The organism is Siccirubricoccus soli, from assembly GCF_024178315.1.
GTDB classification, from domain to species: Bacteria; Pseudomonadota; Alphaproteobacteria; order Acetobacterales; family Acetobacteraceae; genus Siccirubricoccus; species Siccirubricoccus soli.
Window position 1 is genome coordinate 40719 of record NZ_JAMZIK010000064.1, and the last position, 23329, is coordinate 64047.

The window sequence follows — 23329 nt, forward strand, 5'->3', positions numbered from 1 at the left end:
AACGCCCGTATCTACAGGATGTACCGGCTGAGATCCGCGCTCCCGGCCAGCGGCCCCACCTTCTCCCGCACATAGGCGGCATCCACCGGCACGCTCTCGCCGCTGCGGTCGCTGGCGGTGAAGCTGATCTCCTCCAGCAGCCGCTCCAGCACCGTCGCCAGGCGCCGCGCCCCGATATTCTCGACCTTGGCGTTGATGTCGGCGGCGAGGTCGGCGATGGCGTCCACCGCATCCTCCCGCATCTCCAGCGTCACGCCCTCCGTCCCCAGCAGCGCCACATACTGCTTGATGAGGGAATGCTCCGGCTCGGTCAGGATGCGGCGGAAATCGTCGCGGGTCAGGGCGGAGAGTTCCACCCGGATCGGCAGCCGCCCCTGCAGCTCCGGCAGCAGGTCTGAGGGCTTGCTCAGGTGGAAAGCGCCGGAGGCGATGAAGAGGATGTGGTCCGTCTTCACCGGCCCATGCTTGGTGGTGACGGTGGTGCCCTCGATCAGCGGCAGCAGGTCGCGCTGCACGCCCTCGCGGCTGACATCCCCGCCCTTCACGCCGTTCTCCGAGCCGCGGGCGATCTTGTCCACCTCGTCGAGGAAGACGATGCCGTTGTTCTCGGCATTCGCCACCGCCTCGCGGGTCAGCTGCTCCTGGTCCAGCAGCTTGTCGGCCTCGTCCTTCAGCAGGGCCTGGCGCGCCTCGGCGACGGTCATCTTCCGCGCCTTGGTGCGGCCGCCGAACATCTTGCCCAGCATCTCCTGCATGTTCTGCATCTGGATGCCCTGGGCGCCGGGCAGGTCGATCATGCCGATCGGCATCCCGCCGCCGGCATCGGCCACCTGCACCTCCACCTCGCGGCCCTCGAGCTGGCCTTCCCGCAGCATGCGGCGGAATTTCAGCCGCGTCTCGCCGGAGGCCCCCTCGCCGACCAGCGCCGTCACCAGCCGCTCCTCGGCCGCCAGCTCCGCCTTGGCCTGCACCGATTTGCGCGAGGCCTCGCGGGTCTGGGTGATGGAGACCTCGACCAGGTCCCGCACGATGCTTTCCACGTCGCGGCCGACATAGCCGACCTCGGTGAACTTGGTCGCCTCCACCTTCAGGAAGGGCGCGTTGGCCAGCTTGGCCAGGCGGCGGGCGATCTCCGTCTTGCCGCAGCCCGTCGGCCCGATCATCAGGATGTTCTTCGGCACCACCTCCTCGCGCAGCCCTTCGGGAAGCTGCTGCCGGCGCCAGCGGTTGCGCAGCGCGATGGCCACGGCCCGCTTCGCGTCCTTCTGGCCGACGATGTAGCGGTCAAGCTCCGAGACGATCTCGCGTGGAGAGAGGTTGACGGCGTCGGTCATCAGGCGGCTTCCAGGGTTTCGAGCACGATGTTGCCATTGGTGTAGACGCAGATGTCGCCGGCGATCTTCATGGCGCGGCGGCAGATCTCCTCCGCCCCCAGCCCTTCCACCGGCAGCAGCGCCCGCGCCGCGGCCAGCGCGTAATTGCCGCCGGAGCCGATGCCGATGACGGCATCCTCCGGCTCCAGCACGTCGCCCTGGCCGGTCAGCAGCAGGGAGCGTCTGGCGTCGGCGACGGCCAGCAGCGCCTCCAGCCGGCGCAGGTAGCGGTCGCTCCGCCAATCCTTGGCGAGTTCGACGCAGGCGCGCTCGAGCTGGTCGGGGAAGCGTTCCAGCTTCGCCTCCAGCCGCTCCAGCAGGGTGAAGGCATCGGCGGTGGCGCCGGCGAAGCCGGCCAGGACCTTGCCGCCGGCAATCCGGCGGACCTTGCGGGCATTGCCCTTCACCACCGTCTGGCCGAGCGAGACTTGGCCGTCGCCCGCCATGGCGACGATCCCGCCCTTGCGGACGGAGAGGATGGTGGTGCCGTGCCAGCCCAGAGGGTCATGTTGAATCGTGGACATGGCGCGGGAGATGGCGCTTCCGGCCCCTCGCTGCAACGGCGCACCTCCCCGTGAGCCGCACCCGCCCCGCATGACGGACCAGCATGAATAGTATACAAAAAACCTGGAGAGTTACACGGGGAACGTCCATGTCACGAAAGCTGGTTGCGGAATTCCTGGGGACGCTCTGGCTGGTCCTCGGCGGCTGCGGCGCGGCCGTGCTCGCGGCCAAATTCCCGGAGGTCGGCATCGGCCTCGTCGGCGTCTCGCTGGCCTTCGGCCTCACCGTCCTCACCATGGCCTATGCGGTCGGGCATGTCTCCGGCGCGCATTTCAACCCCGCCGTCACCGCCGGGCTGGTGGCGGCCGGCAGGCTGCGGGCCGGGGAGGCGCTGGGCTACATCCTGTCCCAGCTCCTCGGCGGCATCGCTGGCGCGGCGATCCTCTACCTCATCGCCTCGGGGAATGAGGGCTTCAGCACCGCCGCCGGTTTCGCCGCCAATGGCTACGGGGCGCATTCGCCCGGCGGCTACTCCATGGCGGCCGCCTTCCTCGCCGAATTCGTGATGACCTTCTTCTTCCTGCTGGTCATCCTCGGCATCACCAGCAGCCGGGCGCCGGCGGGCTTCGCACCGCTGGCCATCGGCCTCTGCCTGACGCTGATCCACCTGGTCAGCATCCCGGTCACCAATACCAGCGTGAACCCGGCCCGCAGCACGGGCCCCGCCCTCTTCGTCGGGGACTGGGCGCTGGGGCAGCTCTGGCTGTTCTGGCTGGCGCCCCTGGCCGGGGCGGTGGTGGCCGGGCTGGTGCATTCCTGGCTGGGGGCGGTGGATGAGGTGGCGGAGCGCGAGGCGGCGGCCCGGCTGGCGGCACGGGAGCCGGGCGAGCCCCTGGCCCCGGCCACGGCCCGCCCGCCGCGCTAGGGGCTTCCCCACAAAGCCGCTGCACGGCTTTGTGGCCCCCCGGATTCGCTGAACTCCAGAAGCTTCGCACAGCCTTCCGCGGCCAAGCCGCGGAAGGGCATCGGACGGCAGCGGGTCTGGCGCTCCGCCAAATCCCTCCGCTTCCCGGAGCGGCCTCCGGGCGGCCCGACCGGAACCTGGGGCGCCCATGCCCACCCTGGCTCCGGTCCGGCCGGTCGGACTTTCGTATTCAATATCCTTGGTGCCGGCACACAACTTGTGGTTCAAGGCGCCATGCCTGTCTTTACCGCCCACGTTCTCCTGCAATGCCTCGGCGCCCTGCTCGCCTGGGCACTGATCGACCGCCATGGCCGCACCGGCCCGGCGCTGCTGGAAGCCGGCTTCGCCTGGGCGCTGCCCCTGGTCTCGGCCGCCGCGGCCGGGCTCACGGGGGAATCCCTCACCCTGGTCGCCGCCAGCGGCATCCTGTTCAACCTCGCGAATTGGGGCTGGCAGCAGCTCCCCCGGTGATGCCGCAGCCCCCCTGTCGGACAGCTGACCGGGACGTGGCAGGACGGCCACGCCCCCTGGCCGCCTTGCCTCTCGCCAACCCGCCGGCCGCGGCGTAGAGAGCGCCACATGGACGCCGCCACCGCAGGGCAGGGCGAGGCACGCCGTGCCACCATCGCCCGCAAGACCGCCGAAACCGACATCCGCGCCACGCTGACGCTGGACGGCACCGGCCAGGTGCGCGTGGCCACCGGCATCGGCTTCCTCGACCACATGCTGACGGCGCTCGGCCGCCACGGATTGTTCGACCTCGAGGTGCAGGCCACGGGCGACCTGCATATCGACGGCCACCACACCACCGAGGATGTCGGCATCGTGCTCGGCCAGTGCCTGCGCCAGGCGCTGGGGGAGAAGCGCGGCATCCGCCGCTACGGCCATGCCCTGCTGCCGATGGACGAGGCGCTGGCCGAGGCCGCCATCGACATCTCCGGCCGCCCCTACCTCGCCTGGTCCGTGCCCTTCCAGCGCGACAAGGTCGGCACGATGGATACCGAGCTCTTCGAGGAATTCTTCCGCGCTTTCACCTTCAATGCCGGCATCACCCTCCATCTGACCTTGAAGGCAGGCACCAACGCGCACCATGTGGCCGAGGCCTGCTTCAAGGCACTGGCCCGCAGCCTCCGCATGGCGGTGGAGCTGGATTCCCGGGCCGCGGATGCGATCCCCTCCACCAAGGGGGTGCTGGAGGCCTGATGCGCGTCTGGACCGTCCATCTTCCGCCCGAGGCCAGCAGCCTTGCGCGGAGAGGCAGCGTGCCTGCGACCGGCACGCCCCCTGCCCCTGCCCGGCCCGTACCTGCCCGCCCCGCGCTGATGCTGCAGGAGGGCTTCGCCTGGGGCGCCTTCCTGTTCGGCCCGCTCTGGCTGCTGCGGCACCGCCTCTGGCTGGAGGCGGCGATCTGGCTCGGCCTCTGCCTGCTGCTGCTCGGCCTGGCGCCGGGCGGGGCCGTGCTGCCCTGCCTGCTGGCCGGGCAATTCCTCCTCGGCGCCATGGCGCAGGATCTGCGCGCCGCCGCCCTCGGCCGGCGCGGCTACGTTCTCGGCGCCCTGGTCGCGGCGCGGGATGCGGAGGAGGCGCTGCGCCGCCTGCTGGCCGAGCGCCCCGCGCTCGCCGCCCCCTTGGCCGCCCCCTTGGCCGCCGCCCGGGCATGAGCGCGAAGCTGCCCATTGCCGTCGTCGATCCCGGCTCCGGCAACCTCGCCTCCGTGCTGCGCGCCCTGGAACGGGCCGCTGACACGGCCGGCCTCCCCATCGCCGCCGAGGTGACGCGGACGGCGGAGGCGGTCCGCCGCGCCGACCGCATCATCCTGCCCGGCCAGGGCGCCTTCGCCGCCTGCATGCGCGGCCTCGCCGCCCTGCCCGGCATGGTGGAGGCGCTGAACGAGCGCGTCGCTGCCGGCACGCCGCTGCTCGGCATCTGCGTCGGCATGCAGGTGCTGGTGCAGCGCGGCCTGGAGCATGGCGTGACCCCCGGCCTCGGCTGGATCGCCGGCGACATGGCGCCGATGGTCCCGAAGGATGCCGCCGGCGCCCCCCTGCCCCTGCCGCAGATGGGCTGGAACACGCTGGACTTCCCCGCCGGGCGCCACCCCCTGTTGGCGGGCATCGCCCCCGGCGAGCATGCCTATTTCGTCCACTCCTACGCCCTGGCCGGCGGCCGGGAGGAGGAGATCCTGGCCACCACCGATTACGGCGGCCCGGTCCCCGCCATGATCGGCCGCGGCAACATCGCCGGCACGCAATTCCACGCCGAGAAGAGCGCCACGGTCGGGCTCCGCCTCCTCGGCAATTTCCTGCGCTGGATGCCATGAGCGAGGCCCCTTCCACCGCCCATCTGCTGGTCGAGCGCGTCACGGAACTCTCCGACCACGACATGGCGGAGCTCTGCGAGGCAACCGACGCCGCCATCATCGAGGGCGGCGGCTTCGGCTGGATCGAGCCCCAGGGCCGCGCCGCGCTGGAGCGGCATTTCCGCGGCGTCCTGCTGGTGCCCGAACGCGAATTGTTCGTCGCCCGGCTGGACGGCATGGTGGTGGGCAGCGCCCAGCTCGTCCGCCCGCCCCGCAACAACGAGGCGCAGGCCATGGGCGCCAACCTGACCCACGCCTATATCGCCCCCTATGCCCGCGGCCATGGCCTCGCCCGGCTGATGCTGCGGCGGGTGGAGGAGCGCGCCGCCGCCCTCGGCCACCGCGTCCTCAACCTGGATGTGCGGGAGACGCAGCACACCGCGATCAACCTCTTCGAGGGCATGGGCTATATCCGCTGGGGCACCCACCCGGCCTATGCGCGGGTGCGCGGCCAGACCGTGGCGGGCCATTACTACTACAAGCCCCTGGAGCCCGGCCGCGGCCGCAGCACCGACCAGGTGCTGGGGCTGAGCCAGTAGGACCCGCCATGGCGAAGCTCACCCTCTACCCCGCCATCGACCTGAAGGGCGGCCAGGTGGTCCGGCTGAAGCGCGGGGAGATGGACCAGGCCACGGTCTATGGCACGGACCCGGCAGTCCAGGCGGCCAGCTTCGCCGCCACCGGCTTCGGCTGGGTGCATGTGGTGGACCTGGACGGCGCCTTCGCCGGCCGCCCCGCCAATGCCGCGGCGGTGCAGGCCATCCTCGCCGCCGTGCAGGACGTCCCCGGGGGTGTCAAGGTGCAGCTCGGCGGCGGCATCCGCAGCATGGCGACCGCCGAGGCCTGGCTGGCCAGCGGCGTCAGCCGCATCATCCTCGGCTCGGCCGCGGTGAAGGACCCGGAGTTCGCCCTGCAAGCCTGCCGCGCCTGGCCCGGCCGGGTGGCCCTCGGGATCGACGCCAAGGGCGGCATGGTGGCGACCGAGGGCTGGGCCGAGGTCAGCACCCTGCCGGCCGAGAGCGTCGCCAAGCGCTTCGAGGATGCCGGCGCGGCCGCCATCATCTACACCGACATCGACCGGGACGGGATGCTGGGCGGGGTGAATGTCGAGGCCACCCTGGCCCTGGCCCGGGCGGTGAAGCTGCCGGTCATCGCCTCGGGCGGCGTGGCCTCGCTGGCGGATCTCGAAGCCCTGGCGGCCGTCGCGGCGGAGGGGATCGAGGGCGTGATCATCGGCCGCGCCCTCTATGACGGGCGGGTGGACCCCAGGGCGGCGCTGGCGCTGGCGGGATAGGTCGGCATCGGGGACCTTGCCCCCAAAACCCCGTCCGGGTTTCCGGCCCACCGCTTACCCCCTTGAGCACCGCCAGGAAGCGGTATTCGGTCAGCGGGCGTTCCATTGGCGTCGGTCACGGCCCGGGGTTAGGCTCCCTCCAGCCTGTCAGGGGGAAACGTCCCATGCGAATGCCCGTCCTCGCCCGCCGCGCCCTGCTCGCGGCGCTCCTCGTTGCCGCGCCGCTCCTCGCCCAGGCCGCCGAGCTCGTCGTCATGACCTCCGGCGGGTTCGACGCCGCCCTCGGCAAGCTCGCCCCGCAATTCGAGGCCGCGACCGGCCACCGCATCACCATCGTCCGCGGCTCCTCCATGGGCGTCTCGCCCACCGCCATCCCGGCGCGGCTGCAGAAGGGCGAAACGGCGGACGTCGTCATCCTCGCCGCCCCGGCGCTGGACCAGCTCGTCGCCGCCGGCCATGTCGTCCCCGGCAGCCGCACCGACCTGGTGGAATCGACCATCGGCATGGTGGTCCGCGCCGGCGCCCCGCGGCCGGACATCTCCACCGTGGAGGCGTTCCGCCGCACCCTGCTGGAGGCGAAATCCATCGGCTATTCCGCCAGCGCCTCCGGCACCTACCTCTCCAACGAGCTCTTCGCCCGGCTCGGCGTGGCCGAGCAGGTGATGCCGAAGGCGGTCCGCGTCGTCACCGACCGCGTCGCCAGCCGCGTCGCCCGCGGCGAGCTGGAGATCGGCTTCCAGCAGGTGAGCGAGCTGCTGCCGGAACCCGGCACCGATTTCGTCGGCGAGATCCCGCGCGAAACCCAGCAGGTGACGATCTTCGCCGCCGGCCTCGCGGCGAAGTCGCAGCAACCGGAGCTGGCGCGGCAGCTCATCGCCTTCCTGCACGGGCCGGAGGCGCGGCCGACCATCGCCGCCACCGGGCTGATCCCGCTGCCACGCTGACGGCGGGGCAATGGCGCGGCAACATCGCTTGACCTCGCCGCGCATCCCCGCCATGGGGGCCGCCCCCCTTACCCCTTTGGCGCGTCCCAGGCGCGCCCCGCCGGAGGGCCCCTGCGATGCTCGCGCTGCGCGTCATCCCCTGCCTCGACGTCAAGGACGGCCGCGTCGTCAAGGGCGTGAATTTCGTCGCGCTGCGCGATGCCGGGGATCCGGTGGAGCAGGCCCGCGCCTATGACCGGGAGGGCGCCGACGAGATCACCTTCCTCGACATCGGCGCGACGCATGAAAACCGGGACACGATGTATGACGTCGTCTCCCGCACCGCCGCCGAGGTGTTCATCCCGCTGACCGTCGGCGGCGGGGTGCGCAGCGTGGAGGATTGCCGCCGCCTGCTGCTGGCCGGCGCCGACAAGGTCAGCATCAACAGCGCCGCGGTGGCGGAGCCGGAACTCGTCACCCGCGCGGCGGAGGCCTTCGGCAGCCAGGCCATCGTCGTCGCGGTGGACGCGCGGCAATCCGCACCGGGGCGGTGGGAGGTCTTCACCCATGGCGGCCGCCGCGGCACCGGGATCGATGCGGTGCAATGGGCCGCCCGCATGGCCGCCGCCGGCGCCGGGGAGCTCCTGCTGACCAGCATGGACCGGGACGGCACCAAATCCGGCTTCGACCTGGAGCTGCTGCGGGCCGTCCGCGCCACCGTGCCGGTGCCCATCATCGCCTCGGGCGGCGTCGGCAGCGTGCAGCATTTCGTCGAGGGGGCGAGGGCCGGGGCCAGCGGGTTGCTCGCCGCCAGCGTATTCCATTATGGCGAGTTCCGGATCGGGGATGCCAAGGCGGCACTGGCCTCCGCCGGCCTGCCGGTGCGGCCGCTGCCGGCGGAGGCCGCCTGAATGCCGAAGAGCCCGAAGAAGAAAGCCACCAAGACGGCCCGCCTGCCGATGCCGGTGGCGGTGCCCGCCCCGCCGGTGAAGGCCAAGGCGAAGAAGCCGCCGAAATCCGTCCGGTCAGTGGAGAAGCGCATCCTGAAGCCGCTCGACATCGCCGCCGCCGGCGGCGACGCCACGGTGCTGGACCGGCTGTGGCAGACGGTGGAGCAGCGGCGCCTATCCGGCGACGTGAACCATTCCCATTCCGCCCGGCTGATGGCACGCGGCACCGCCAAGGTGGCGCAGAAGCTGGGCGAGGAAGCGGTGGAATGCGTCATCGAGGCGACGCAGGGCCACCGTGCCGAGACGATCCTGGAGAGCGCCGATTTGCTCTACCACCTGGTGGTGGTCTGGGTGGATGCCGGGATCAAGCCGGAGGAAGTCTGGGCGGAGCTGCAGCGGCGCGAGGGCATCAGCGGCATCGCCGAGAAGGCGGCGCGGCCGAAGGGGATCGTCCGGGCGGCCAGGACGACGAAGCTGCCGTGAGAGAATGGGGCTCCGCCCCCATACCCCCGCCGGGGAGGGGCCCCCTCCCCGGACCCCGGTGTGAGGCGGCAGGCTGAACCGGCAAACTCGGACCGGGGCCCGGGGCCAGGTCCTGGCCCCGGCGGGAGTGCAGAGGGCAGAGCCCTCTGCCAGGGCGTGGGGCAGCGCCCCGCCTACCGCTTCGCCTCGATCGCGTCCCAGATCGCCCCGGCCAGGTTCACCCCGTCGAAGCGCGCGATCTCCTGCAGCCCGGTGGGCGAGGTCACGTTGATCTCGGTCAGGTAGCCGCCGATCACGTCGATGCCGACGAAGATCATGCCGCGCGCCTTCAGCTCCGGCCCGATCCGCTCGCAGATCTCCTTCTCCCGGTCGGTCAGCGTGGTCCGCTCCGGCCGGCCGCCGACATGCATGTTGCTGCGCGCCTCGCCCTCCGCCGGCACGCGATTGATGGCGCCCATGGCCACGCCATCCACCAGGATGATCCGCTTGTCGCCCTTGCGCACCTCCGGCACGTAGCGCTGCACCATCAGCGGTTCGCGGCTCCGCTCGGTGAACATCTCGACCAGGCTGTTCAGGTTGGAATCGCCGGGCTTGAGGTGGAACACCCCGGCGCCGCCATTGCCGAACAGCGGCTTGATGATGATGTCGCCGTGCTTCTCGCGGAATTTCAGGATCTGCCGGCGGTCCGCCGTCACCAGCGTCTCCGGCATCAGCTCCGGGAAATGCAGGACGAAGAGCTTCTCCGGCGCGTTCCGCACGCTGGCCGGGTCGTTCACCACCAGGGTCCTGGGGTGGATGTGCTCCAGCAGGTGGGTGGCCGTGATGTAGGCCATGTCGAAGGGCGGATCCTGGCGCATCAGCACCACGTCGCAGCTGGCGAGGTCGAGCTCCAGCGCCTCGCCGAACTGCCAATGGGCGCCGTATTTGCGCTCCACCGTCACCGGCTCCGCCTGGGCGATGAGCCTGCCGCCGGTCAGGGCCAGGTCCCGGACATGGTAGTGGAACAGCGTATGGCCGCGCGCCTGGGCTTCCAGCATCAGGGCGAAGGTGCTGTCGGCGTCGATGTTGATGGACTGGATCGGGTCCATCTGGACCGCGACGCGGAGGGCTCGGGACATTGGCGGTCTTCCCCGGAGGGTTGTCGCACCGTTGCTGCCATGCCCTCGGGGCGAACGCCAGGGGTCGCCGCCATGTCGCCGATTGGGTTCTGAACTCAGACCGGGGTCCGGGGCCAGATCCTGGCCCCGGCGGGGGTTGCAGGGGGCAGAGCCCCCTGCTGGGAGGTCCGGGGGCCGCTACTCCGCCGCCGCCGGAGCCGAGCCCGCCGCCGGCACTGCCCGCCGCGCCAGCAGCAACACCGCCCCCGCCAGTACCAGCATCGCCGCCTGGGCTGCGATTCCCTGCCAGCTCGGCGAGACGCCGATATCCACCACCCAGTCGGGCAGCTCCGCCGGGTCGAAGCCGACCATCGCCTGTTCCTGGAATTCCTGGATGGCGGCGCCGACCATGCGCGCGGCCATGAACAGCAGGAAGACCGAGGTGGCCTTGAACAGCGGCCCGAGCGGCAGCCGCACCGCCGCCCGGTTCAGCACCACCCACAGCACGGCGAGCCCCAGCGAGGCCGCCAGCAGCCCGGCCAGGATGCCGCCCCAGCCGCCATCCTGCGCCATGGCGGCAAGGAAGAGGATGGTCTCCGCCCCCTCCCGGAACACGGCCAGGAAGCTGATGGTGCCGATGGCGATGGCGACGCGCCTGGCGGCCAGCGCCGCCTCCGCCTGGCGCTGCAGCGCCTGCTTCCAGCCCCGCGGGTCGGAGCGCTGCCAGAGCCAGCCGCCGGTCCACAGCATGAACGCGGCGGCGATCAGGCAGGTGATGCCCTCCACCGTGTCGTCATGCACCCCGTCACGCCAGAGGATGTAGCCGAGGGCAGTCGCCAGGCTGGCCAGCAGGCCGAGGCCGGCGCCGCCCCAGAGGGCGCCGATCCGCTCCGGCGCCAAGCGGCGCAGCAGGGCGGCCAGGGCGGCGAGGACCAGGATGGCTTCCAGCCCTTCCCGCAGCAGGATCAGGGCGGCTTCGACGGCGTTCGACATGGTCACCTGTGGCTTGTCTGCAAGTGCGAATGATTCTCAACTACCTTAGCGCCGGTCCCTGCCCCTGTCGCGTGACATCCCGCTCATGCCCCGGCTATCAGGCGGGCAAGGTCACCAGCGCCACCAGCCCGGCCCCCGGCCGGTTGCGCAGCACCACATCGCCGCCATGGCCGCGCAGGATGTTGCGGGCGATGGGCAGGCCGAGGCCGGTGCCGCCGGTCTCCCGGTTGCGGCTGCCCTCCAGCCGCCGGAAGGGCTGGAACACCGCCTCCAGCTCCCCCGGCGGAATCCCGGGGCCCGTATCCTCGATGCGGATCTGGATGGGCAGGCCGGGAGCGGCGGGGGGCAGCAGCGTCACCTGGGCGCTGCCGCCATAGGCCAGCGCATTGCCGATGAGATTGGCCAGCGCCCGCTTCATCGCCACCGGGCGCGCCTGCACCACCAGCCGCTCCGCCCCGGCGAAGCTCAGCGCCTCCGCCATGTCCGGTCGCGCATCCGCCGCCTCGTCCAGCACGGTGCGGCAGAGCGCGGCGAGGTCGAGGGCGGTGGTCGGCTCGGTCGCGGAATCGTCCCGGGCGAAGGCGAGGGTCGCGGCCACCATCGCCTCCATCTCCTCGAGATCGGCCAGCATCTTCCGCCGCTGCTCGTCATCCTCCATGAACTCGGCCCGCAGCCGCAGCCGGGTGATGGGCGTGCGCAGATCATGGCCGATGGCGGCCAGCATCTGCGTCCGGTCGCCGACGAAGCGGCGGATACGCTCCGCCATGGTGTTGAAGGCGCGCGCCGCGGTCGCCACCTCGCTCGGCCCGGCCTCCGGCAAGGGCGGCGCGTTCACGTCGCGGCCCAGCCGGTCGGCCGCCTCCGCCAGCACCCTGACCGGCCGGGTCAGCCGCCGCGTCGCCCACCAGATCAGCAGCCCGCCCGCCAGGGTCATGGCCAGGAAGGCGATGAGGAAGGTCTCGGAATGCCAGGGCCGCGGCGGCGGCAGCAGGATATGGAGGTTGAGCCACTCCCCGCTCGGCAGGCGGAGGGAGACAAGGAATTCCGGAGAGCCCGGCCCGCCCCAGGAGGTGATGACGTCGCGCGGCCGGAAGCGCGGCGGGCCGAGGCCGATGACATCCAGCCGCAGCATGCCGATGATGGGCGGCGGCAGGGGCGGCAGGTCGCGCCGGGCCCGCGGCGCATCGTCCAGCGTCACCTGCAGCCCTTGGGGCATCTCCAGCTCGGCCAGCATCTGCTGCCGCCGCTCCGGCGGCGCCAGGATGACGGTGCGCCAGGCGCTGATGGCGCGGGCCGAGATCTCCCGCCCCTGGGAGAAACGCTGCAGATCGACGCGGTCCAGCGCATGGATCGTCAGCCCCAGCGCCTGGATGACGGTGAGGGAGAGCAGCAGGACGAGCGAGGTGCGGCCGGCCAGGCTCTGCGGCCAGAGCCGCGGCAGCCGCCAGGGGGCAGGCGGCGCGGGAGACCCCTCCGGGCGCCCCTCCCGCGCGGCCCCGCTCGCCTCCCGCCCGGAGGCGGCGTTCAATTCCGGTCCACCGTCGCGGCGAGCACATAGCCGCCGCCCCGTACCGTCTTGATGAGGTTGGGGTTGCGCCCGTCATCCTCCAGCTTGCGGCGGAGGCGGGAGACGGCGACGTCGATCGCCCGGTCGAAGGGCCCGGCCTGGCGGCCGCGCAGCAGATCCATCAGCATGTCCCGGGTCAGCACCCGGTTCGGCCGCTCCACCAGCACCTGCAGCAGCTCGTACTCGCCCCCGGTCAGCGGCACCTCCACCCCGTCCGGGTTCACCAGGCGACGGCGGGCGGGCTCCAGCATCCAGCCGGCGAAATGGATGGCCTTGGGCGGCGGCTCCTTCGGCCCCGTCCCCTCCCCGCTCGCCCGCCGCAGCACGGCGCGGATGCGGGCCAGCAGTTCCCGCGGGTTGAAGGGCTTGCCGAGATAGTCGTCGGCGCCGAGCTCGAGGCCGACGATGCGGTCCGTCTCCTCGCTCATCGCCGTCAGCATGACGATCGGCACCTCGGCCTGGCTGCGCAGCCACTTCGCCAGGTCCAGCCCGCTCTCCCCCGGCAGCATCAGGTCCAGCACCACCAGATGGTAGCGCCCGAGCGGCCAGAGCTTCCGCGCTTCCTTGGCGTCCCGCGCGGCGGAGACGCGCATCCCCTGGCGCTCCAGGAATCTGGAGAGGAGGTCGCGGATCTCCCGGTCATCGTCGACGACCAGGATATGGGGCTGAGGTTCCATGGCCGCTGTTACATAACAATCCGGGCCGGATTTCACCTGCCTCATATTTCCCCAGGTTGCCGACTCCGCCGGCAGTAGCAGAGTGTTGCAATTCGGCACGCCCTGGGGCTTCGCGCGGCAACATCCGGGGCCGATCTCCCCTGTGTGGCCCCGACCCATCCCCGTCAATGGGCCGATGCGCTACAGGCGGCGGGGATGGATTCCCTCTCCTCCCCGCCATCCCCGCCGCCCCCCTCCTACCCCCTACCGCCGCCCTGGGCGCAGGCCGGGCTGGCGGCGCTGATCGCCGCCGATCCGGCCCTGGCGCCGATCGAGGCCGCGGCCGGCCCGCTGCCCTGGCGCACCCGCCAACCCGGCTTCCCCGGCCTGCTGCGGGCGATCTGCGGCCAGCAGATCAGCAACCAGGCGGCGGCGGCCATCTGGAAGCGCCTCGCCGCCCTGCCCGGCGCGCTGGAGCCGGCGGGGCTGCTGGCGATGGATGATGCGACGCTCTGCGGCGTCGCCGGCCTGTCCCGCCCCAAGGCGGCGCATGCGCGGTCGCTCGCCACCGCCTGCCTCGACGGCCGGCTGGATTTCGCCGCGCTGGCGGCGCTGCCGGATGCGGAGGCGGTGCGGCGCATGGTGGCGGTGAAGGGGCTCGGTCCCTGGACCGCCGAGATCCACCTGCTGTTTGCCGAGCAGCGCCCGGACATCTTCCCGAGCGGCGACCTGGCCCTGGCAGCGAGCGCCGCGCATCTGCTGGGGCTGGAGGCACGGCCGACACCCAAACTGCTGGCGGCGATGGCGGCGGAGCGCTGGGTGCCCTGGCGCTCGCTCGCCGCGCGGCTGCTCTGGCACCATTGGCGCTTCGTCACCGGCCGGCCGGTGGTGGAGGATGGCTGACCTGCGCCCTCGCGGCGCCACGTGCTCCCGCCGCGCCCGACTGACCACCTCTGAATGAGAGCGGAACGGCTGCAATGGGTGGTCAGCGCAAGTTAGACGGCTGAATAAGGCTTCTTCGCAAGTGGATGCCGCGTGGACAGAGAAGGCTGAGGCAGTTTTCGCTGGGTTTCTGGTGGGCAAGGCAGGAGAGATCGGAGTAGCCCTTGCGGCGGTTCCGAATGGGACCCAGCGTCTCGACAATGGCTGGGCGTTCCACTACCAGTCTCGATCTTACGTGAAGACGAGAGCATTCTCAGAAATGCTTGCCGGGCATGGCCCAGTGGTCGTGCTCGATAATGGAAGGGTACTCGAAGGGTGTTCGCTAGATCGAACGCCATCGGACGTGCTTCAAAGATATGGCGAGCCAACCTGAACCCTTCTTGGCGGCGGGGAGAGCCGTTCCGATCCCATTCAGAGACGGCATTCAAGGCTCGCCCAGCACCGCCTCCAGCGGCCAGGGGATCGGCTCGCCCTCCACCACGAACTCCACCTCGCCCTCATCCTCGCTGTCCCAGGCGCGGGACAGGGCGATACCGAGCACCGCCAGCCAGGCGGAGCCGCCCAGCGCCGCGGTGACATGCGCCTGCAGCGTGCCGCGGTCGTCATGCAGGCGCAGCACGTGGCGGGTCCAGATGAACTCGCCCTGGCTGCCCTCCCCCTCCTTCACCTCCGCGGTCAGGATGCGCAGCATCTCCCGCACCCTGCCGTCGGTGCGGATCAGCCGGGCCACCCGCCAGGGCTCCTCGACCGTATTGTGGGTGGTGTATTCCGGCTCGATCGGGATCATGGACGCCTCATGAGAGGGTGCGCTGCCGCGGGACGCGCAACGCCGCTCCTCTGCTGCAGCTGGAGCGGGATCGTTCTTGAGCGTCGCTCAGCCATCCCTGCTCCGACTCGTTGTCTGGTCGCGTGATTCACGGTTTCGGTCGATTCGGCCTCAACCGATCACGCTCTATAGGGGCGGGGCGGCGTCGAAGCCATTCGCCAGCACCCCATGCGGACGAATGTATGCATAGGGCGGGCGCGGCAGGAAGCGGCCCGTGCCGGGTTCCGCCTGCACCACGCCGTCCCGCATCACCACCGCGCCGCGCCGCAACGTCGCCACCGGCCACCCCGTCACCTCCAACCCCTCATAGGGGGTGTAGTCGATGGCGTGCTGCATCAGCGCATTGGTCAGCACCACCTTCTTGGCGGGGTCCCACAGGGCGAGGTCGGCATCGGCCCCCACGGCGATCGCCCCCTTGCCCGGCAGCCCCATCAGCCGCGCCGGGTTGCTCGCCGTCAGCCGGACGAATTCATCGAGCCCGATCCGCCCCTTGGAGACGCCCTCCGAGAACAGGATGGGCAGCCGCGCGGCGAGGCCCGGGATGCCGTTCGGGATGTCGCGGAAGGCGGCATCACGACCGCTCGCCTGCTTGCCCGCCCCGGGCTTGCCCATGGAGAAGCCGCAATGGTCGGAGGAGACGACATCCAGCGTGCCGCGCCGGATCATCTCCCACACCTTCGCCTGCTCCTCCCGGCTGCGCGGCGAGGGGCTGCACATGAAGGCGGCGCCGGCGAAGCCCCCATGTTCCGGACTGCTCCGGTCCATGTCCTCGGCGGTCAGGGCCAGGTATTGCGGGCAGGTCTCGCCCCAGACCTTCACCCCGCGGTGCTGGGCGCGGGCGATCTCCTCCGCCGCCTCGGCGCAGCTCACATGGAAGACCTGGATCGGCTGGTCCACCAGCTCGGCCAGGGCGATGGCGCGGTGCGTCGCCTCCCGCTCCACCACCGGCGGGCGGGACCAGGCATGGTATTTCGGCGCGGTCAGGCCGGCCTTGAGCAGCGCCTCGGTCCGCCAGTTGATCGCCGCGTAATTCTCGCAATGGACGGTGACGAGGCAGCCATGCCGCCGCGCCGCGATCAGCACCCGCAGGTATTGCTCATCGCTCAGATGCAGCGGTTCATAGGTCAGGAAGACCTTCAGGCTGCGGATGCCCTTCGCCACGATCTGCGGCACCTCCTCCTCCAGCACGCCGGGGAAGGGGTCGGCGATGATCTGATGGAAGCTGTAGTCCAGCATGCCGCGGGCGGCGCGCTGCTCATAATCCGCCAGGCGCGGCAGCAGGCCCTCGCCCTTCCATTGCGGCACGAAGCACACCACGGAGGTGGTGCCGCCGGCGAAGGCCGAGGTGCTGGCGGAGACGAAGCTCTCCTCCTGCACCGTCACCTCGGGCGGCGGCGCGCCCTCCTGCGCGCTGGTGTAGCCGCCGCGCGCCGGCTCCTCGATATGGCAATGGGTGTCCACGCCGCCGGGCAGCACCAGCAGCCCGCCGGCATCGAGGATGGACTCGGCATCGGTGATGCGCTCCGCCAGCGCCACGATGCGGCCGCCCTTGATGCCGATGTCGCAGCGCGTGGTGCCGAAGCCGGTGGCGACCACGCCGCCCCGCACCGCCAGATCATATTCCGCCATGGCTGCGTTCCTCGCTTTGCGCCGCGCCCGATTGCGGCGCTGATTGCGCCATGGATGCAACCGGCGCGCCAGGGCGTTGGGGAGCCCCCCGCCCTGGGCAAGCGCGCCGCGTCCCGGCATTCTGCCCGGCATGGCAATGATGGGTGCGCTCCTGGTCGCGGCCTGGCTGGCCGGTGGCGCGCTGGCGCTGCTGGGCTGTGCCTGGACCCTGCACCTGCTGCGCCGCCCCCAGCCCCAGCCGACGGCCGAGCCGCCGGTGCTGGTGGTGGTGCCGGTGCGCGGTGCCGAGGGGCTGCCGCGCTTCCTGGCCGGGCTGGCGGCGCAGGACTGGCCCGAATTCCGCGTCGTCTTCGCCGTGGAATCGCAGGTCGACCCGGCCGTGCCCCTGCTGCGCGCCGCCCTGCCGGGGCGGAGCGCCCTGGTCCTGGCCGGCCCCGCGGCGCGGCGCGGGCAGAAGCTGCAGAACCTCCTCGCCGCCCTGCCCGCCCTGCGGCCCGGCGATGCGGCGCTGGTGACGCTGGATGCCGACACCGCTCCGCCCCCCGGCCTGCTGCGCGCCCTGCTCCGCCCGGTGCTGGCCGGGCAGGCGGAGATCGCCTCCGGCTATCGCTGGACCCTGGCCGCACCGGGCGCAGGCTGGGCGGCGCAAAGCCTGGCGCTGGTCGATGCCGGCATCGGCACCCTGCCGCGCTGCGCCGCCTGCAACATCTGTTGGGGCGGGGCGACGGCGATCCGCGCCGACGCCCTGGCACGGCTGGACCTGCCCCGGCTCTGGGACCGCGCGATTTCTGACGACCTGACCCTGACGCGCGCGGCACGGCGCCTCGGCATGGTGATCTACGCCCCGCTGACGGTCCGCCCGCCGGGCGAGGTGGCGGGCGATGCCGCCTCCACGCTGCGCTTCGGCATCCGGCAATACCGGCTGCTGCGGCTGCACCTGCCGCGCGCCTGGGCGCTGGCCGGGCTGGCGGCCGGGCTGCCGGTGCTGGGCGCAGGCGCCGCGCTTCTGGGCGGACACTGGGCAGCCTTCCCGGCGGCGCTGCTGCTGCAGGCGGGGCGGGGCTGGCTGCGCCGGCGCATTGCCGCCCGGGTGCTGCCGCCCGGGGAGGCGGCGCGGGTCCCGGCCTGGCAGCCCTGGCTCGGCCCGCCTGCCGCGCTGCTGCACCTGGCCGCCTGGCTGGGCAGCGCCGGGGGGCGGGAGATCGCCTGGGCCGGGCGGCGCTACCGGCTGGGCGCGGCGGGCGAGGTCCTGCGCCTGCGCACCGAGCCAGGGTGAAGGGGGGCCGTGGCGGCCTCCGGCCCGACCATCAGGACGCGGACATGGAGATAGGCGTCGTCCTGGCCGGCCTGCACCTCATGGGCAGTGACGTGGTTGGCATTGCCGGGCGAGCCGAAATTGCCGACCGACGTGACGGTGCTGCTGTGGGTCGGCGCTGCCAGGGCGGCCACCGGCGAGCGCCGAGGAAAACAGCCGTCAGCAAGCCATGGGCGAGGAAGGCGGGCATGGCCCGAACCTCCCTTCCTGGCCGGCACCGGCACGGCGTCGGCAGGGGCGGCAGGATCCAGGCCATGACGGCAACCCACTGAATCAAGTGTCTTTTATTCGCGTGAAATTTTATGGGCCGGCGCCGGCCTAAAGTCTGCCGACAACCTGTCGCGGGTTTCTCAACCACCGGTCTCCGCCTGCGCTGCCCCTGGCACGACCGTTGCAGTCGCCCTGCCTTGCCGCCCCGCTCCCCCGGCCGCTAGAACCCTTACAAATGCCCGCCCGTCCGGTTCGAATCGCCCCCTCCCTGCTCGCCGCCGATTTCGCCCGCCTCGGCGAGGAAGCCCGTGCCGCCGCCGCCGCCGGCGCGGACTGGCTGCATCTGGACATCATGGACGGCCATTTCGTCCCCAATATCAGCTTCGGCCCGGTGGTGGTGAAGGCGCTGCGCCAGCACGCCAGCATCCCCTTCGACGTCCACCTGATGATCAGCCCGGCCGACCCCTACATCCCGGCCTTCGCCGAGGCGGGCGCCGACATCATCAGCCTGCATCCGGAAGCCGGGCCGCATCTGCACCGCTCGCTGCAATCCATCCGGGCGCTCGGCAAGAAGGCCGGGGTGGTGCTGAACCCGGCGACGCCGGTCAGCGCCGTCGAGCATGTGCTGGACCTCACCGACCTTATCCTCGTCATGTCGGTCAATCCGGGCTTCGGTGGCCAGGCCTTCCTGCCCTCCCAGCTCGTCAAGATCGCCACGCTGCGGGCGATGATCGACGCCTCGGGCCGGGAGATCGCCCTGCAGGTGGATGGCGGCGTCACCGCCGAGACGGCGCCGCACTGCATCGAGGCGGGGGCCGATGTGCTGGTCGCCGGCACCGCCGTCTTCGGCAAGCCGGACTACGCCGCCGCCATCGCCGCCCTCCGAGGGCAGGGCTGATGCGGGACCTGCTGCGCGGCACCAGGCGGTTCCTCTCCGGCCTCAAGCCGGTGAAGGTGCCGGACGCCCCGGCGCGGGCCTTCCGCGACCTCTGGCCTGGCGATGCCGCCCGCGGCGCGAAGCTGCTGCGCGGCGAGTTCGAATGGCTCGGCACCACGCGGCGCCTCGACCCGGTCTCCGGCGACCCGGCGGAGGGATGGGACGCCGCCTCCGGCCCCGTCGCCTGGCGCGCCGCGGCGCATGGCTTCGCCTGGCTGCGCGACCTCCGCGCCCTCGGCACCGACCCCGCCCGGATGCGCGGCCGCGACCTGGCGGAGGACTGGCTGCTGCGCGGCGCGCAGGAGCCGCTGGCCCAGGCGCCGGAAGTGGCGGCCGCCCGGGTCTCCGCCTGGCTCGGCCACTGGGATTTCTTCGCCGCGACGGCCGAGGACGGGTTCCGCCGCAAGCTGCTGGTGCGCCTGGCGCAGGATGCCCGCGGCGTGGTCGCCGCCCTGCCGGCAGAGGCGATGCATCGCGGCGCGCTGGTGACGCTGAAGGGCGCCATCGCCGCCGCCGTCGCGCTCGAGGAAGAGTCCTGGATGCAGCGGGCGCTGCGCTTCCTGCCGGGCGAGCTGGACCGGCAATTCCACCCCGATGGCGGGCAGGTGGAGCGCTCCCCCGCCCAGCTCCTGCTGGCGCTGCAGGACCTGATCGAGATCCGCAACCTGCTGCACGGCGCCGGCATCAACGCCCCGCCCCTGCTGGCCACGGTGCTGGAGCGCGCCGGCCAGGCGCTCAGGCTGTTCCGCCATGGCGATGGCGGCCTCGCCCATTTCAACGGCACGCGGGAGGATGGGGCGGGGCTGGTCGATCTCGTCCTCACCCAGGGCCAGGCGCGCGGCCGGGCGCCGCTGCTGCTGGAGGAGACGGGGTTCCACCGGCTGCAGGCCGGCCGCACCGTCGTCATCGCCGATGCCGGCGCGCCGCCGCCGGGCCGCGCCAAGGATGGCCCCACCGGCCTGCCCCGCGGTGCCGACCGCACCAGCCATGCCGGGACGCTGGCCTTCGAGATGTCGGTGGGCCGCGACCGGCTGGTGGTGAATTGCGGCGCCGCCCCGGCGGCCGAGGCCGAATGGCGCGACGCGCTGCGCGCCTCCGCCGCGCATTCCACCCTGGTGCTGGCAGATACCAACAGCAGCGAGCTGCGCGACGAGGGGCTGGGCCGCCGGCCGGAGCGCGTCGAGGCCGACCGGCACGAGGCGAATGGCGCGCAGTGGCTGGAGGCCAGCCATGATGGCTGGCGCAAGCCCTTCGGCGCGCTGCATCGCCGCCGGCTGTACCTGGCGGAGACCGGCGACGATCTGCGCGGGGAGGACACGCTGGAGGTGAGCGAGGGCGGCGCGCCCCTGCCGGCCTTCGTGCTGCGCTTCCACCTGCACCCGGCCGTGGTCGCCAGCCTGCAGCAGGACGAGAGCGCGGTGCTGCTGCGCCTGCCCTCCGGCCAGGGCTGGCGGCTGCGCGCCAAGGGGGCGCGGCTGGCCATCGAGGACAGCGTCTATCTCGGCACCGAGGCGCGGCGGACCAGCCAGGTCCTCCTGCAGGCGGAGGCCGGGGAGGACACCATCCAATGGGCGATCAGCCGCGTGGGGGCGGGCGAGGCACCGCCGGCAGGCTGAGCCGGGGCGCCTGGCGCGCCCTTCCGGCCGGGGCGCCGAGGCCGTAAGGGGGCGGCATGGCCGCCCCGCTGAAGATCGCCGAAATCACCAATGTCGATTTCTCCCTCCGCCATTTCCTGTTGCCGCTGATGCGCGGCGCCCGGGCGCGGGGGCATGAGGTGGTGGGGCTCTGCGCCGAAGGCCCGCTGCTGGACCTGCCGCGCAGCGAGGGCTTCCGCGTCATCCCCGTGCCGATGGCGCGCAGCCTGAACCCGCTGACCCAGGCGCGCTGCCTGGCGGCACTGCGGGAGGTGTTCGCGCGGGAGCGCTTCGACCTGGTGCATGCGCATATGCCGATCAGCGGGCTGCTGGCCCGCGCGGCGGCGAAATCCGTGGGCGTGCCGCACATCGCCTATACCTGCCACGGCTTCCTCTTCAACCAGCCCGGCCCCTGGTGGCGCCGCAAGCTGTCCTTCGGGCTGGAATGGGTGGCCGGGCGCATCACCGACACCTACCTGACCGTCAGCGCGGAGGAGGCCGGCGACGCAATCCGCCTCGGCATCCACCCGCGCGCCACCGCCGTGCTGAACGGCCGCGATCCCGCGGTCTTCCGCCCGGATGCGGCGGCCCGCGCCGCGGTGCGGGCGGAGCTGGGCGCGGCGGCGGCGGAATGCGTCATCGTCGCCGTCTCCCGCCTCGTCCGCCACAAGGGCTATCCGGAGCTGCTGGCGGCGATGGAGCAGGTGCCGGACGCCACGCTCTGGGTGGTGGGCGAGCGCCTTGCCTCCGACCATGGCGAGGACCTCGACCCCGCCTTCGCCCGGGCCGAGGCGGTGCTGGGGCGGCGCTTCCGCCGGCTCGGCTACCGGCACGACGTGGCGCGGGTGCTGGCGGCCGCCGATGTCTTCACCCTGCCCTCGCATTTCGAGGGCCTGCCGATGTCGGTCATCGAGGGCATGCTCTGCGGCCTGCCCGTGGTGGCGACCGACATCCGCGGCCCGCGGGAGATGGTGGTGGAGGACGAGACCGGCTTCCTGGTACCGCCCATGACGGTCGCGCCGCTGGCCGCGGCGCTGCAGCGCCTGGCGAGCGATGCGGCGCTGCGCGCCCGCATGGGCGCGGCCGGCCGGGCCCGGGCGGTGGAGCGCTTCGACGAGGCGAAGGTGGTGGGGCGGACGCTGGATTTGCTGGGGTTGTGAGAATTCGGGGCGCTGCCCCCAAACCCCGGCAGGAGGCGCTACCTCCTGCACCTCCGCCGGGGCCCGGTCCTGGCCCCGGGCCCCGGTGCGCGTTTCAGACCCGAGGTTTGAACCCGCAGACTCACACCGGGGTCCGGGGCGGGGTGCAGGGGGCAGAGCCCCCTGCCGGAGCCCCCTGCTCCTCCCAGAACACCGTCCGGTCGATCTGCTCCAGCCGCGCCCGCCCGGTCAGCGCCATGGCGATCTCCAGTTCGGTGCGCAGGATCTTCAGCACATGGATCACGCCCACCGGCCCGCCCACCGCCAGCCCGTAGACGCAGGGCCGCCCGACCAGCACCGCCCGCGCGCCGAGCGCCAGCGCCTGCAGCACATCCGTCCCGCGCCGGATGCCGCCATCCATCAGCACCGGCACCCTTCCCGCCACCGCCTCGGCCACCAGGGGCAGCGCCTCGATGCTCGCCGGCAGCGTGTCCAGCGCCCGCCCGCCATGGTTGGAGACGATGATTCCGTCCACCCCTTCGGCCACCGCCCGCGCCGCATCCTCCGGCGCCATGATGCCCTTCAGCAGCACCGGCAGCCGCGTCAGCCCGCGCAGCCAGCCGATGTCCCGCCAGCTCGGCGCCCCGTCCAGCAGGCCTTGGAACACCTCGCTCTCGGCCGGGCCGGCGCGATTCGGCGGCGGCGGCGCCATGCCCCGCAGATTGACCGGCTCGATCCCCGCCGGCAGGCGGAAGCCGGCCCGCTGCTCGGTGTTGCGCAGGCTCACCGGGGCATCGACGGTGACGACCAGCGCCTGGTAGCCCGCCGCCTCGGCGCGGCGGATCAGCGCCTCGGTGAAGCCGCGATCATGCTGGATGTAGAGCTGGAACCAAAGCGGCGCCTGCGCGCCCTGCGTCCTGGCCACCCCGGCGATGTCCTCCAGGCTCTGGCTCGCCTGGGTACTGACGACCATGCCGGCACCCACCGCCGCGGCGCCGAACGCCATGGCCTTCTCCCCGTCGGGATGCACCAGGCGCTGGAAGGCGACCGGCGCCATCAGGATGGGGAAGGCCAGCTCCTGGCCGAACAGGCTCAGCCGCGTATGGGCGCCCGTCATCTCGGCCAGCACCCGGTTCCGCAGTCGCAGCCGCCTGAAGGCTGCGCGGTTGGCGGCCAGCGTCAGCTCATCGGCGCTGCCGCCGGCGATATAGGCCCAGGCCTCGGGCGCGATCCGCCGGCGTGCCGCCTGCTCGTAATCCTCGAGCGCGACGGTGCCCGGGGGGATGGGCGGGGATGCGTACATGCGGCGAGGCTCTCCCTGTCCTGGCAGCCCGGGCCCGGCCCGGCGGCCCCGCCCGCCGGCGCGTGCCGGCCGGGATGCGTCGGCGACCGTCCTGCCTTCCGCGCCGGGCCGTGCTGCGCGATACACGCTTTTCAGCCATCGCGTCTCCGGGGATCCTGAAGCCGCCATCCTGCTGCGCGGGCGCGAGTCCTGTCCCGGCCGGCCGCAGCCGTCGTGGCAATTCTGCCACAT

Annotated in this window: 25 protein-coding genes; 16 read left to right on the forward strand and 9 right to left on the reverse strand. The window is 72.3% G+C overall.

What is annotated here, in order from left to right:
* Nucleotides 1–11 precede the first annotated feature (11 nt).
* Both hslU and hslV read right to left on the reverse strand, forming a co-directional pair.
* Nucleotides 12–1334: an ATP-dependent protease ATPase subunit HslU gene (hslU, locus tag NJ376_RS10805; protein ID WP_252953260.1), complete on the reverse strand. Its 1323-nt coding sequence runs from the start codon at nucleotides 1332–1334 to the stop codon at nucleotides 12–14.
* Entirely contained in the window at nucleotides 1334–1897 is a 564-nt protein-coding gene (gene hslV / locus NJ376_RS10810; protein WP_252953261.1) for an ATP-dependent protease subunit HslV, read from the reverse strand. Before hslV ends, hslU begins: the two co-directional genes overlap by 1 nt.
* A gap of 128 nt (nucleotides 1898–2025) precedes the next feature.
* On the opposite strand from hslV, the gene aqpZ reads away from it, so the two are divergent.
* From aqpZ to NJ376_RS10860, 10 genes are all read left to right on the forward strand, one after another.
* A complete protein-coding gene (aqpZ, locus tag NJ376_RS10815) occupies nucleotides 2026–2802 on the forward strand; it encodes an aquaporin Z (RefSeq protein WP_252953262.1) in 777 nt (258 codons plus the stop codon).
* A gap of 273 nt (nucleotides 2803–3075) precedes the next feature.
* Entirely contained in the window at nucleotides 3076–3312 is a 237-nt protein-coding gene (locus NJ376_RS10820) for a hypothetical protein (RefSeq protein ID WP_252953264.1), read from the forward strand.
* A gap of 108 nt (nucleotides 3313–3420) precedes the next feature.
* The gene (gene hisB / locus NJ376_RS10825) at nucleotides 3421–4044 is read left to right on the forward strand and encodes an imidazoleglycerol-phosphate dehydratase HisB (protein WP_252953265.1); all 624 of its coding nucleotides are present in this window, start codon (nucleotides 3421–3423) and stop codon (nucleotides 4042–4044) included.
* A gap of 59 nt (nucleotides 4045–4103) precedes the next feature.
* The gene (locus NJ376_RS10830; protein WP_252953266.1) at nucleotides 4104–4502 is read left to right on the forward strand and encodes a DUF2628 domain-containing protein; all 399 of its coding nucleotides are present in this window, start codon (nucleotides 4104–4106) and stop codon (nucleotides 4500–4502) included.
* The gene (hisH, locus tag NJ376_RS10835; RefSeq protein WP_252953267.1) at nucleotides 4499–5161 is read left to right on the forward strand and encodes an imidazole glycerol phosphate synthase subunit HisH; all 663 of its coding nucleotides are present in this window, start codon (nucleotides 4499–4501) and stop codon (nucleotides 5159–5161) included. Before NJ376_RS10830 ends, hisH begins: the two co-directional genes overlap by 4 nt.
* A complete protein-coding gene (locus NJ376_RS10840) occupies nucleotides 5158–5739 on the forward strand; it encodes a GNAT family N-acetyltransferase (protein ID WP_252953269.1) in 582 nt (193 codons plus the stop codon). Before hisH ends, NJ376_RS10840 begins: the two co-directional genes overlap by 4 nt.
* A gap of 8 nt (nucleotides 5740–5747) precedes the next feature.
* Nucleotides 5748–6494, forward strand: a complete 747-nt coding sequence (hisA, locus tag NJ376_RS10845) for a 1-(5-phosphoribosyl)-5-[(5-phosphoribosylamino)methylideneamino]imidazole-4-carboxamide isomerase (RefSeq protein WP_252953270.1) — start codon at nucleotides 5748–5750, stop codon at nucleotides 6492–6494.
* 164 nt (nucleotides 6495–6658) lie between these two features.
* Nucleotides 6659–7438: a substrate-binding domain-containing protein gene (locus NJ376_RS10850; RefSeq protein WP_252953271.1), complete on the forward strand. Its 780-nt coding sequence runs from the start codon at nucleotides 6659–6661 to the stop codon at nucleotides 7436–7438.
* Between the two features lie 116 nt (nucleotides 7439–7554).
* Nucleotides 7555–8328, forward strand: a complete 774-nt coding sequence (gene hisF, locus NJ376_RS10855) for an imidazole glycerol phosphate synthase subunit HisF (protein WP_252953272.1) — start codon at nucleotides 7555–7557, stop codon at nucleotides 8326–8328.
* A 48-nt stretch (nucleotides 8329–8376) separates the two neighbouring features.
* Nucleotides 8377–8850 (forward strand): phosphoribosyl-ATP diphosphatase, encoded by a 474-nt coding sequence (locus tag NJ376_RS10860; RefSeq protein ID WP_252953297.1) that lies wholly within the window; start codon nucleotides 8377–8379, stop codon nucleotides 8848–8850.
* Nucleotides 8851–9023: 173 nt separating this feature from the next.
* Here NJ376_RS10860 and gshB read toward each other — a convergent pair whose 3' ends face one another.
* From gshB to NJ376_RS10880, 4 genes are all read right to left on the reverse strand, one after another.
* The gene (gshB, locus tag NJ376_RS10865) at nucleotides 9024–9968 is read right to left on the reverse strand and encodes a glutathione synthase (protein ID WP_252953274.1); all 945 of its coding nucleotides are present in this window, start codon (nucleotides 9966–9968) and stop codon (nucleotides 9024–9026) included.
* A gap of 177 nt (nucleotides 9969–10145) precedes the next feature.
* Nucleotides 10146–10940, reverse strand: coding sequence for an FTR1 family protein (locus NJ376_RS10870; RefSeq protein ID WP_305879974.1), 795 nt, complete (start codon nucleotides 10938–10940; stop codon nucleotides 10146–10148).
* A 97-nt stretch (nucleotides 10941–11037) separates the two neighbouring features.
* Nucleotides 11038–12468: an ATP-binding protein gene (locus NJ376_RS10875; RefSeq protein WP_252953275.1), complete on the reverse strand. Its 1431-nt coding sequence runs from the start codon at nucleotides 12466–12468 to the stop codon at nucleotides 11038–11040.
* Nucleotides 12465–13184: a response regulator gene (locus NJ376_RS10880; RefSeq protein ID WP_252953276.1), complete on the reverse strand. Its 720-nt coding sequence runs from the start codon at nucleotides 13182–13184 to the stop codon at nucleotides 12465–12467. The genes NJ376_RS10875 and NJ376_RS10880 overlap by 4 nt, the downstream gene beginning before the upstream one ends.
* 195 nt (nucleotides 13185–13379) lie before the next feature.
* On the opposite strand from NJ376_RS10880, the gene NJ376_RS10885 reads away from it, so the two are divergent.
* Nucleotides 13380–14066: a DNA-3-methyladenine glycosylase family protein gene (locus NJ376_RS10885; RefSeq protein WP_252953277.1), complete on the forward strand. Its 687-nt coding sequence runs from the start codon at nucleotides 13380–13382 to the stop codon at nucleotides 14064–14066.
* A 172-nt stretch (nucleotides 14067–14238) separates the two neighbouring features.
* On the forward strand, nucleotides 14239–14478 hold the full coding sequence (locus NJ376_RS29290; protein WP_370288178.1) for a YrhB domain-containing protein: 240 nt from the start codon (nucleotides 14239–14241) through the stop codon (nucleotides 14476–14478).
* A gap of 51 nt (nucleotides 14479–14529) precedes the next feature.
* Here the strand turns inward: NJ376_RS29290 and NJ376_RS10890 are convergent, their stop codons facing one another.
* Both NJ376_RS10890 and hydA read right to left on the reverse strand, forming a co-directional pair.
* Nucleotides 14530–14892 (reverse strand): hypothetical protein, encoded by a 363-nt coding sequence (locus NJ376_RS10890; protein WP_252953278.1) that lies wholly within the window; start codon nucleotides 14890–14892, stop codon nucleotides 14530–14532.
* A gap of 165 nt (nucleotides 14893–15057) precedes the next feature.
* Complete coding sequence (gene hydA / locus NJ376_RS10895) at nucleotides 15058–16560, reverse strand: dihydropyrimidinase (RefSeq protein WP_252953279.1); 1503 nt, start codon at nucleotides 16558–16560, stop codon at nucleotides 15058–15060.
* A 139-nt stretch (nucleotides 16561–16699) separates the two neighbouring features.
* Between hydA and NJ376_RS10900 the strand changes: the two genes are divergently transcribed.
* The 4 genes from NJ376_RS10900 (at nucleotide 16700) to NJ376_RS10915 (ending at nucleotide 21816) form a co-directional block, all read left to right on the forward strand.
* A complete protein-coding gene (locus tag NJ376_RS10900; protein WP_252953280.1) occupies nucleotides 16700–17836 on the forward strand; it encodes a glycosyltransferase in 1137 nt (378 codons plus the stop codon).
* A 484-nt stretch (nucleotides 17837–18320) separates the two neighbouring features.
* On the forward strand, nucleotides 18321–18983 hold the full coding sequence (rpe, locus tag NJ376_RS10905; protein WP_252953281.1) for a ribulose-phosphate 3-epimerase: 663 nt from the start codon (nucleotides 18321–18323) through the stop codon (nucleotides 18981–18983).
* Nucleotides 18983–20638, forward strand: coding sequence for a heparinase II/III family protein (locus NJ376_RS10910; RefSeq protein WP_252953282.1), 1656 nt, complete (start codon nucleotides 18983–18985; stop codon nucleotides 20636–20638). Before rpe ends, NJ376_RS10910 begins: the two co-directional genes overlap by 1 nt.
* Before the next feature lie 68 nt (nucleotides 20639–20706).
* Entirely contained in the window at nucleotides 20707–21816 is a 1110-nt protein-coding gene (locus NJ376_RS10915; protein ID WP_252953298.1) for a glycosyltransferase family 4 protein, read from the forward strand.
* Nucleotides 21817–21937: 121 nt separating this feature from the next.
* Here the strand turns inward: NJ376_RS10915 and NJ376_RS10920 are convergent, their stop codons facing one another.
* Nucleotides 21938–23098: an alpha-hydroxy acid oxidase gene (locus NJ376_RS10920; protein WP_252953284.1), complete on the reverse strand. Its 1161-nt coding sequence runs from the start codon at nucleotides 23096–23098 to the stop codon at nucleotides 21938–21940.
* Nucleotides 23099–23329 lie beyond the last annotated feature (231 nt).

Bases quoted from the DNA above. Each gene is read 5' to 3' on its own strand.
- hslU (WP_252953260.1), bottom strand. From the start codon at position 1,334: ATGACCGACGCCGTCAACCTCTCTCCACGCGAGATCGTCTCGGAGCTT.
- hslV (WP_252953261.1), bottom strand. From the start codon at position 1,897: ATGTCCACGATTCAACATGACCCTCTGGGCTGGCACGGCACCACCATC.
- aqpZ (WP_252953262.1), top strand. From the start codon at position 2,026: ATGTCACGAAAGCTGGTTGCGGAATTCCTGGGGACGCTCTGGCTGGTC.
- NJ376_RS10820 (WP_252953264.1), top strand. From the start codon at position 3,076: ATGCCTGTCTTTACCGCCCACGTTCTCCTGCAATGCCTCGGCGCCCTG.
- hisB (WP_252953265.1), top strand. From the start codon at position 3,421: ATGGACGCCGCCACCGCAGGGCAGGGCGAGGCACGCCGTGCCACCATC.
- hisH (WP_252953267.1), top strand. From the start codon at position 4,499: ATGAGCGCGAAGCTGCCCATTGCCGTCGTCGATCCCGGCTCCGGCAAC.
- NJ376_RS10840 (WP_252953269.1), top strand. From the start codon at position 5,158: ATGAGCGAGGCCCCTTCCACCGCCCATCTGCTGGTCGAGCGCGTCACG.
- hisA (WP_252953270.1), top strand. From the start codon at position 5,748: ATGGCGAAGCTCACCCTCTACCCCGCCATCGACCTGAAGGGCGGCCAG.
- NJ376_RS10850 (WP_252953271.1), top strand. From the start codon at position 6,659: ATGCGAATGCCCGTCCTCGCCCGCCGCGCCCTGCTCGCGGCGCTCCTC.
- hisF (WP_252953272.1), top strand. From the start codon at position 7,555: ATGCTCGCGCTGCGCGTCATCCCCTGCCTCGACGTCAAGGACGGCCGC.
- NJ376_RS10860 (WP_252953297.1), top strand. From the start codon at position 8,377: ATGCCGGTGGCGGTGCCCGCCCCGCCGGTGAAGGCCAAGGCGAAGAAG.
- gshB (WP_252953274.1), bottom strand. From the start codon at position 9,968: ATGTCCCGAGCCCTCCGCGTCGCGGTCCAGATGGACCCGATCCAGTCC.
- NJ376_RS10870 (WP_305879974.1), bottom strand. From the start codon at position 10,940: ATGTCGAACGCCGTCGAAGCCGCCCTGATCCTGCTGCGGGAAGGGCTG.
- NJ376_RS10880 (WP_252953276.1), bottom strand. From the start codon at position 13,184: ATGGAACCTCAGCCCCATATCCTGGTCGTCGACGATGACCGGGAGATC.
- NJ376_RS10885 (WP_252953277.1), top strand. From the start codon at position 13,380: ATGGATTCCCTCTCCTCCCCGCCATCCCCGCCGCCCCCCTCCTACCCC.
- NJ376_RS10890 (WP_252953278.1), bottom strand. From the start codon at position 14,892: ATGATCCCGATCGAGCCGGAATACACCACCCACAATACGGTCGAGGAG.
- hydA (WP_252953279.1), bottom strand. From the start codon at position 16,560: ATGGCGGAATATGATCTGGCGGTGCGGGGCGGCGTGGTCGCCACCGGC.
- NJ376_RS10900 (WP_252953280.1), top strand. From the start codon at position 16,700: ATGGGTGCGCTCCTGGTCGCGGCCTGGCTGGCCGGTGGCGCGCTGGCG.
- rpe (WP_252953281.1), top strand. From the start codon at position 18,321: ATGCCCGCCCGTCCGGTTCGAATCGCCCCCTCCCTGCTCGCCGCCGAT.
- NJ376_RS10910 (WP_252953282.1), top strand. From the start codon at position 18,983: ATGCGGGACCTGCTGCGCGGCACCAGGCGGTTCCTCTCCGGCCTCAAG.
- NJ376_RS10920 (WP_252953284.1), bottom strand. From the start codon at position 23,098: ATGTACGCATCCCCGCCCATCCCCCCGGGCACCGTCGCGCTCGAGGAT.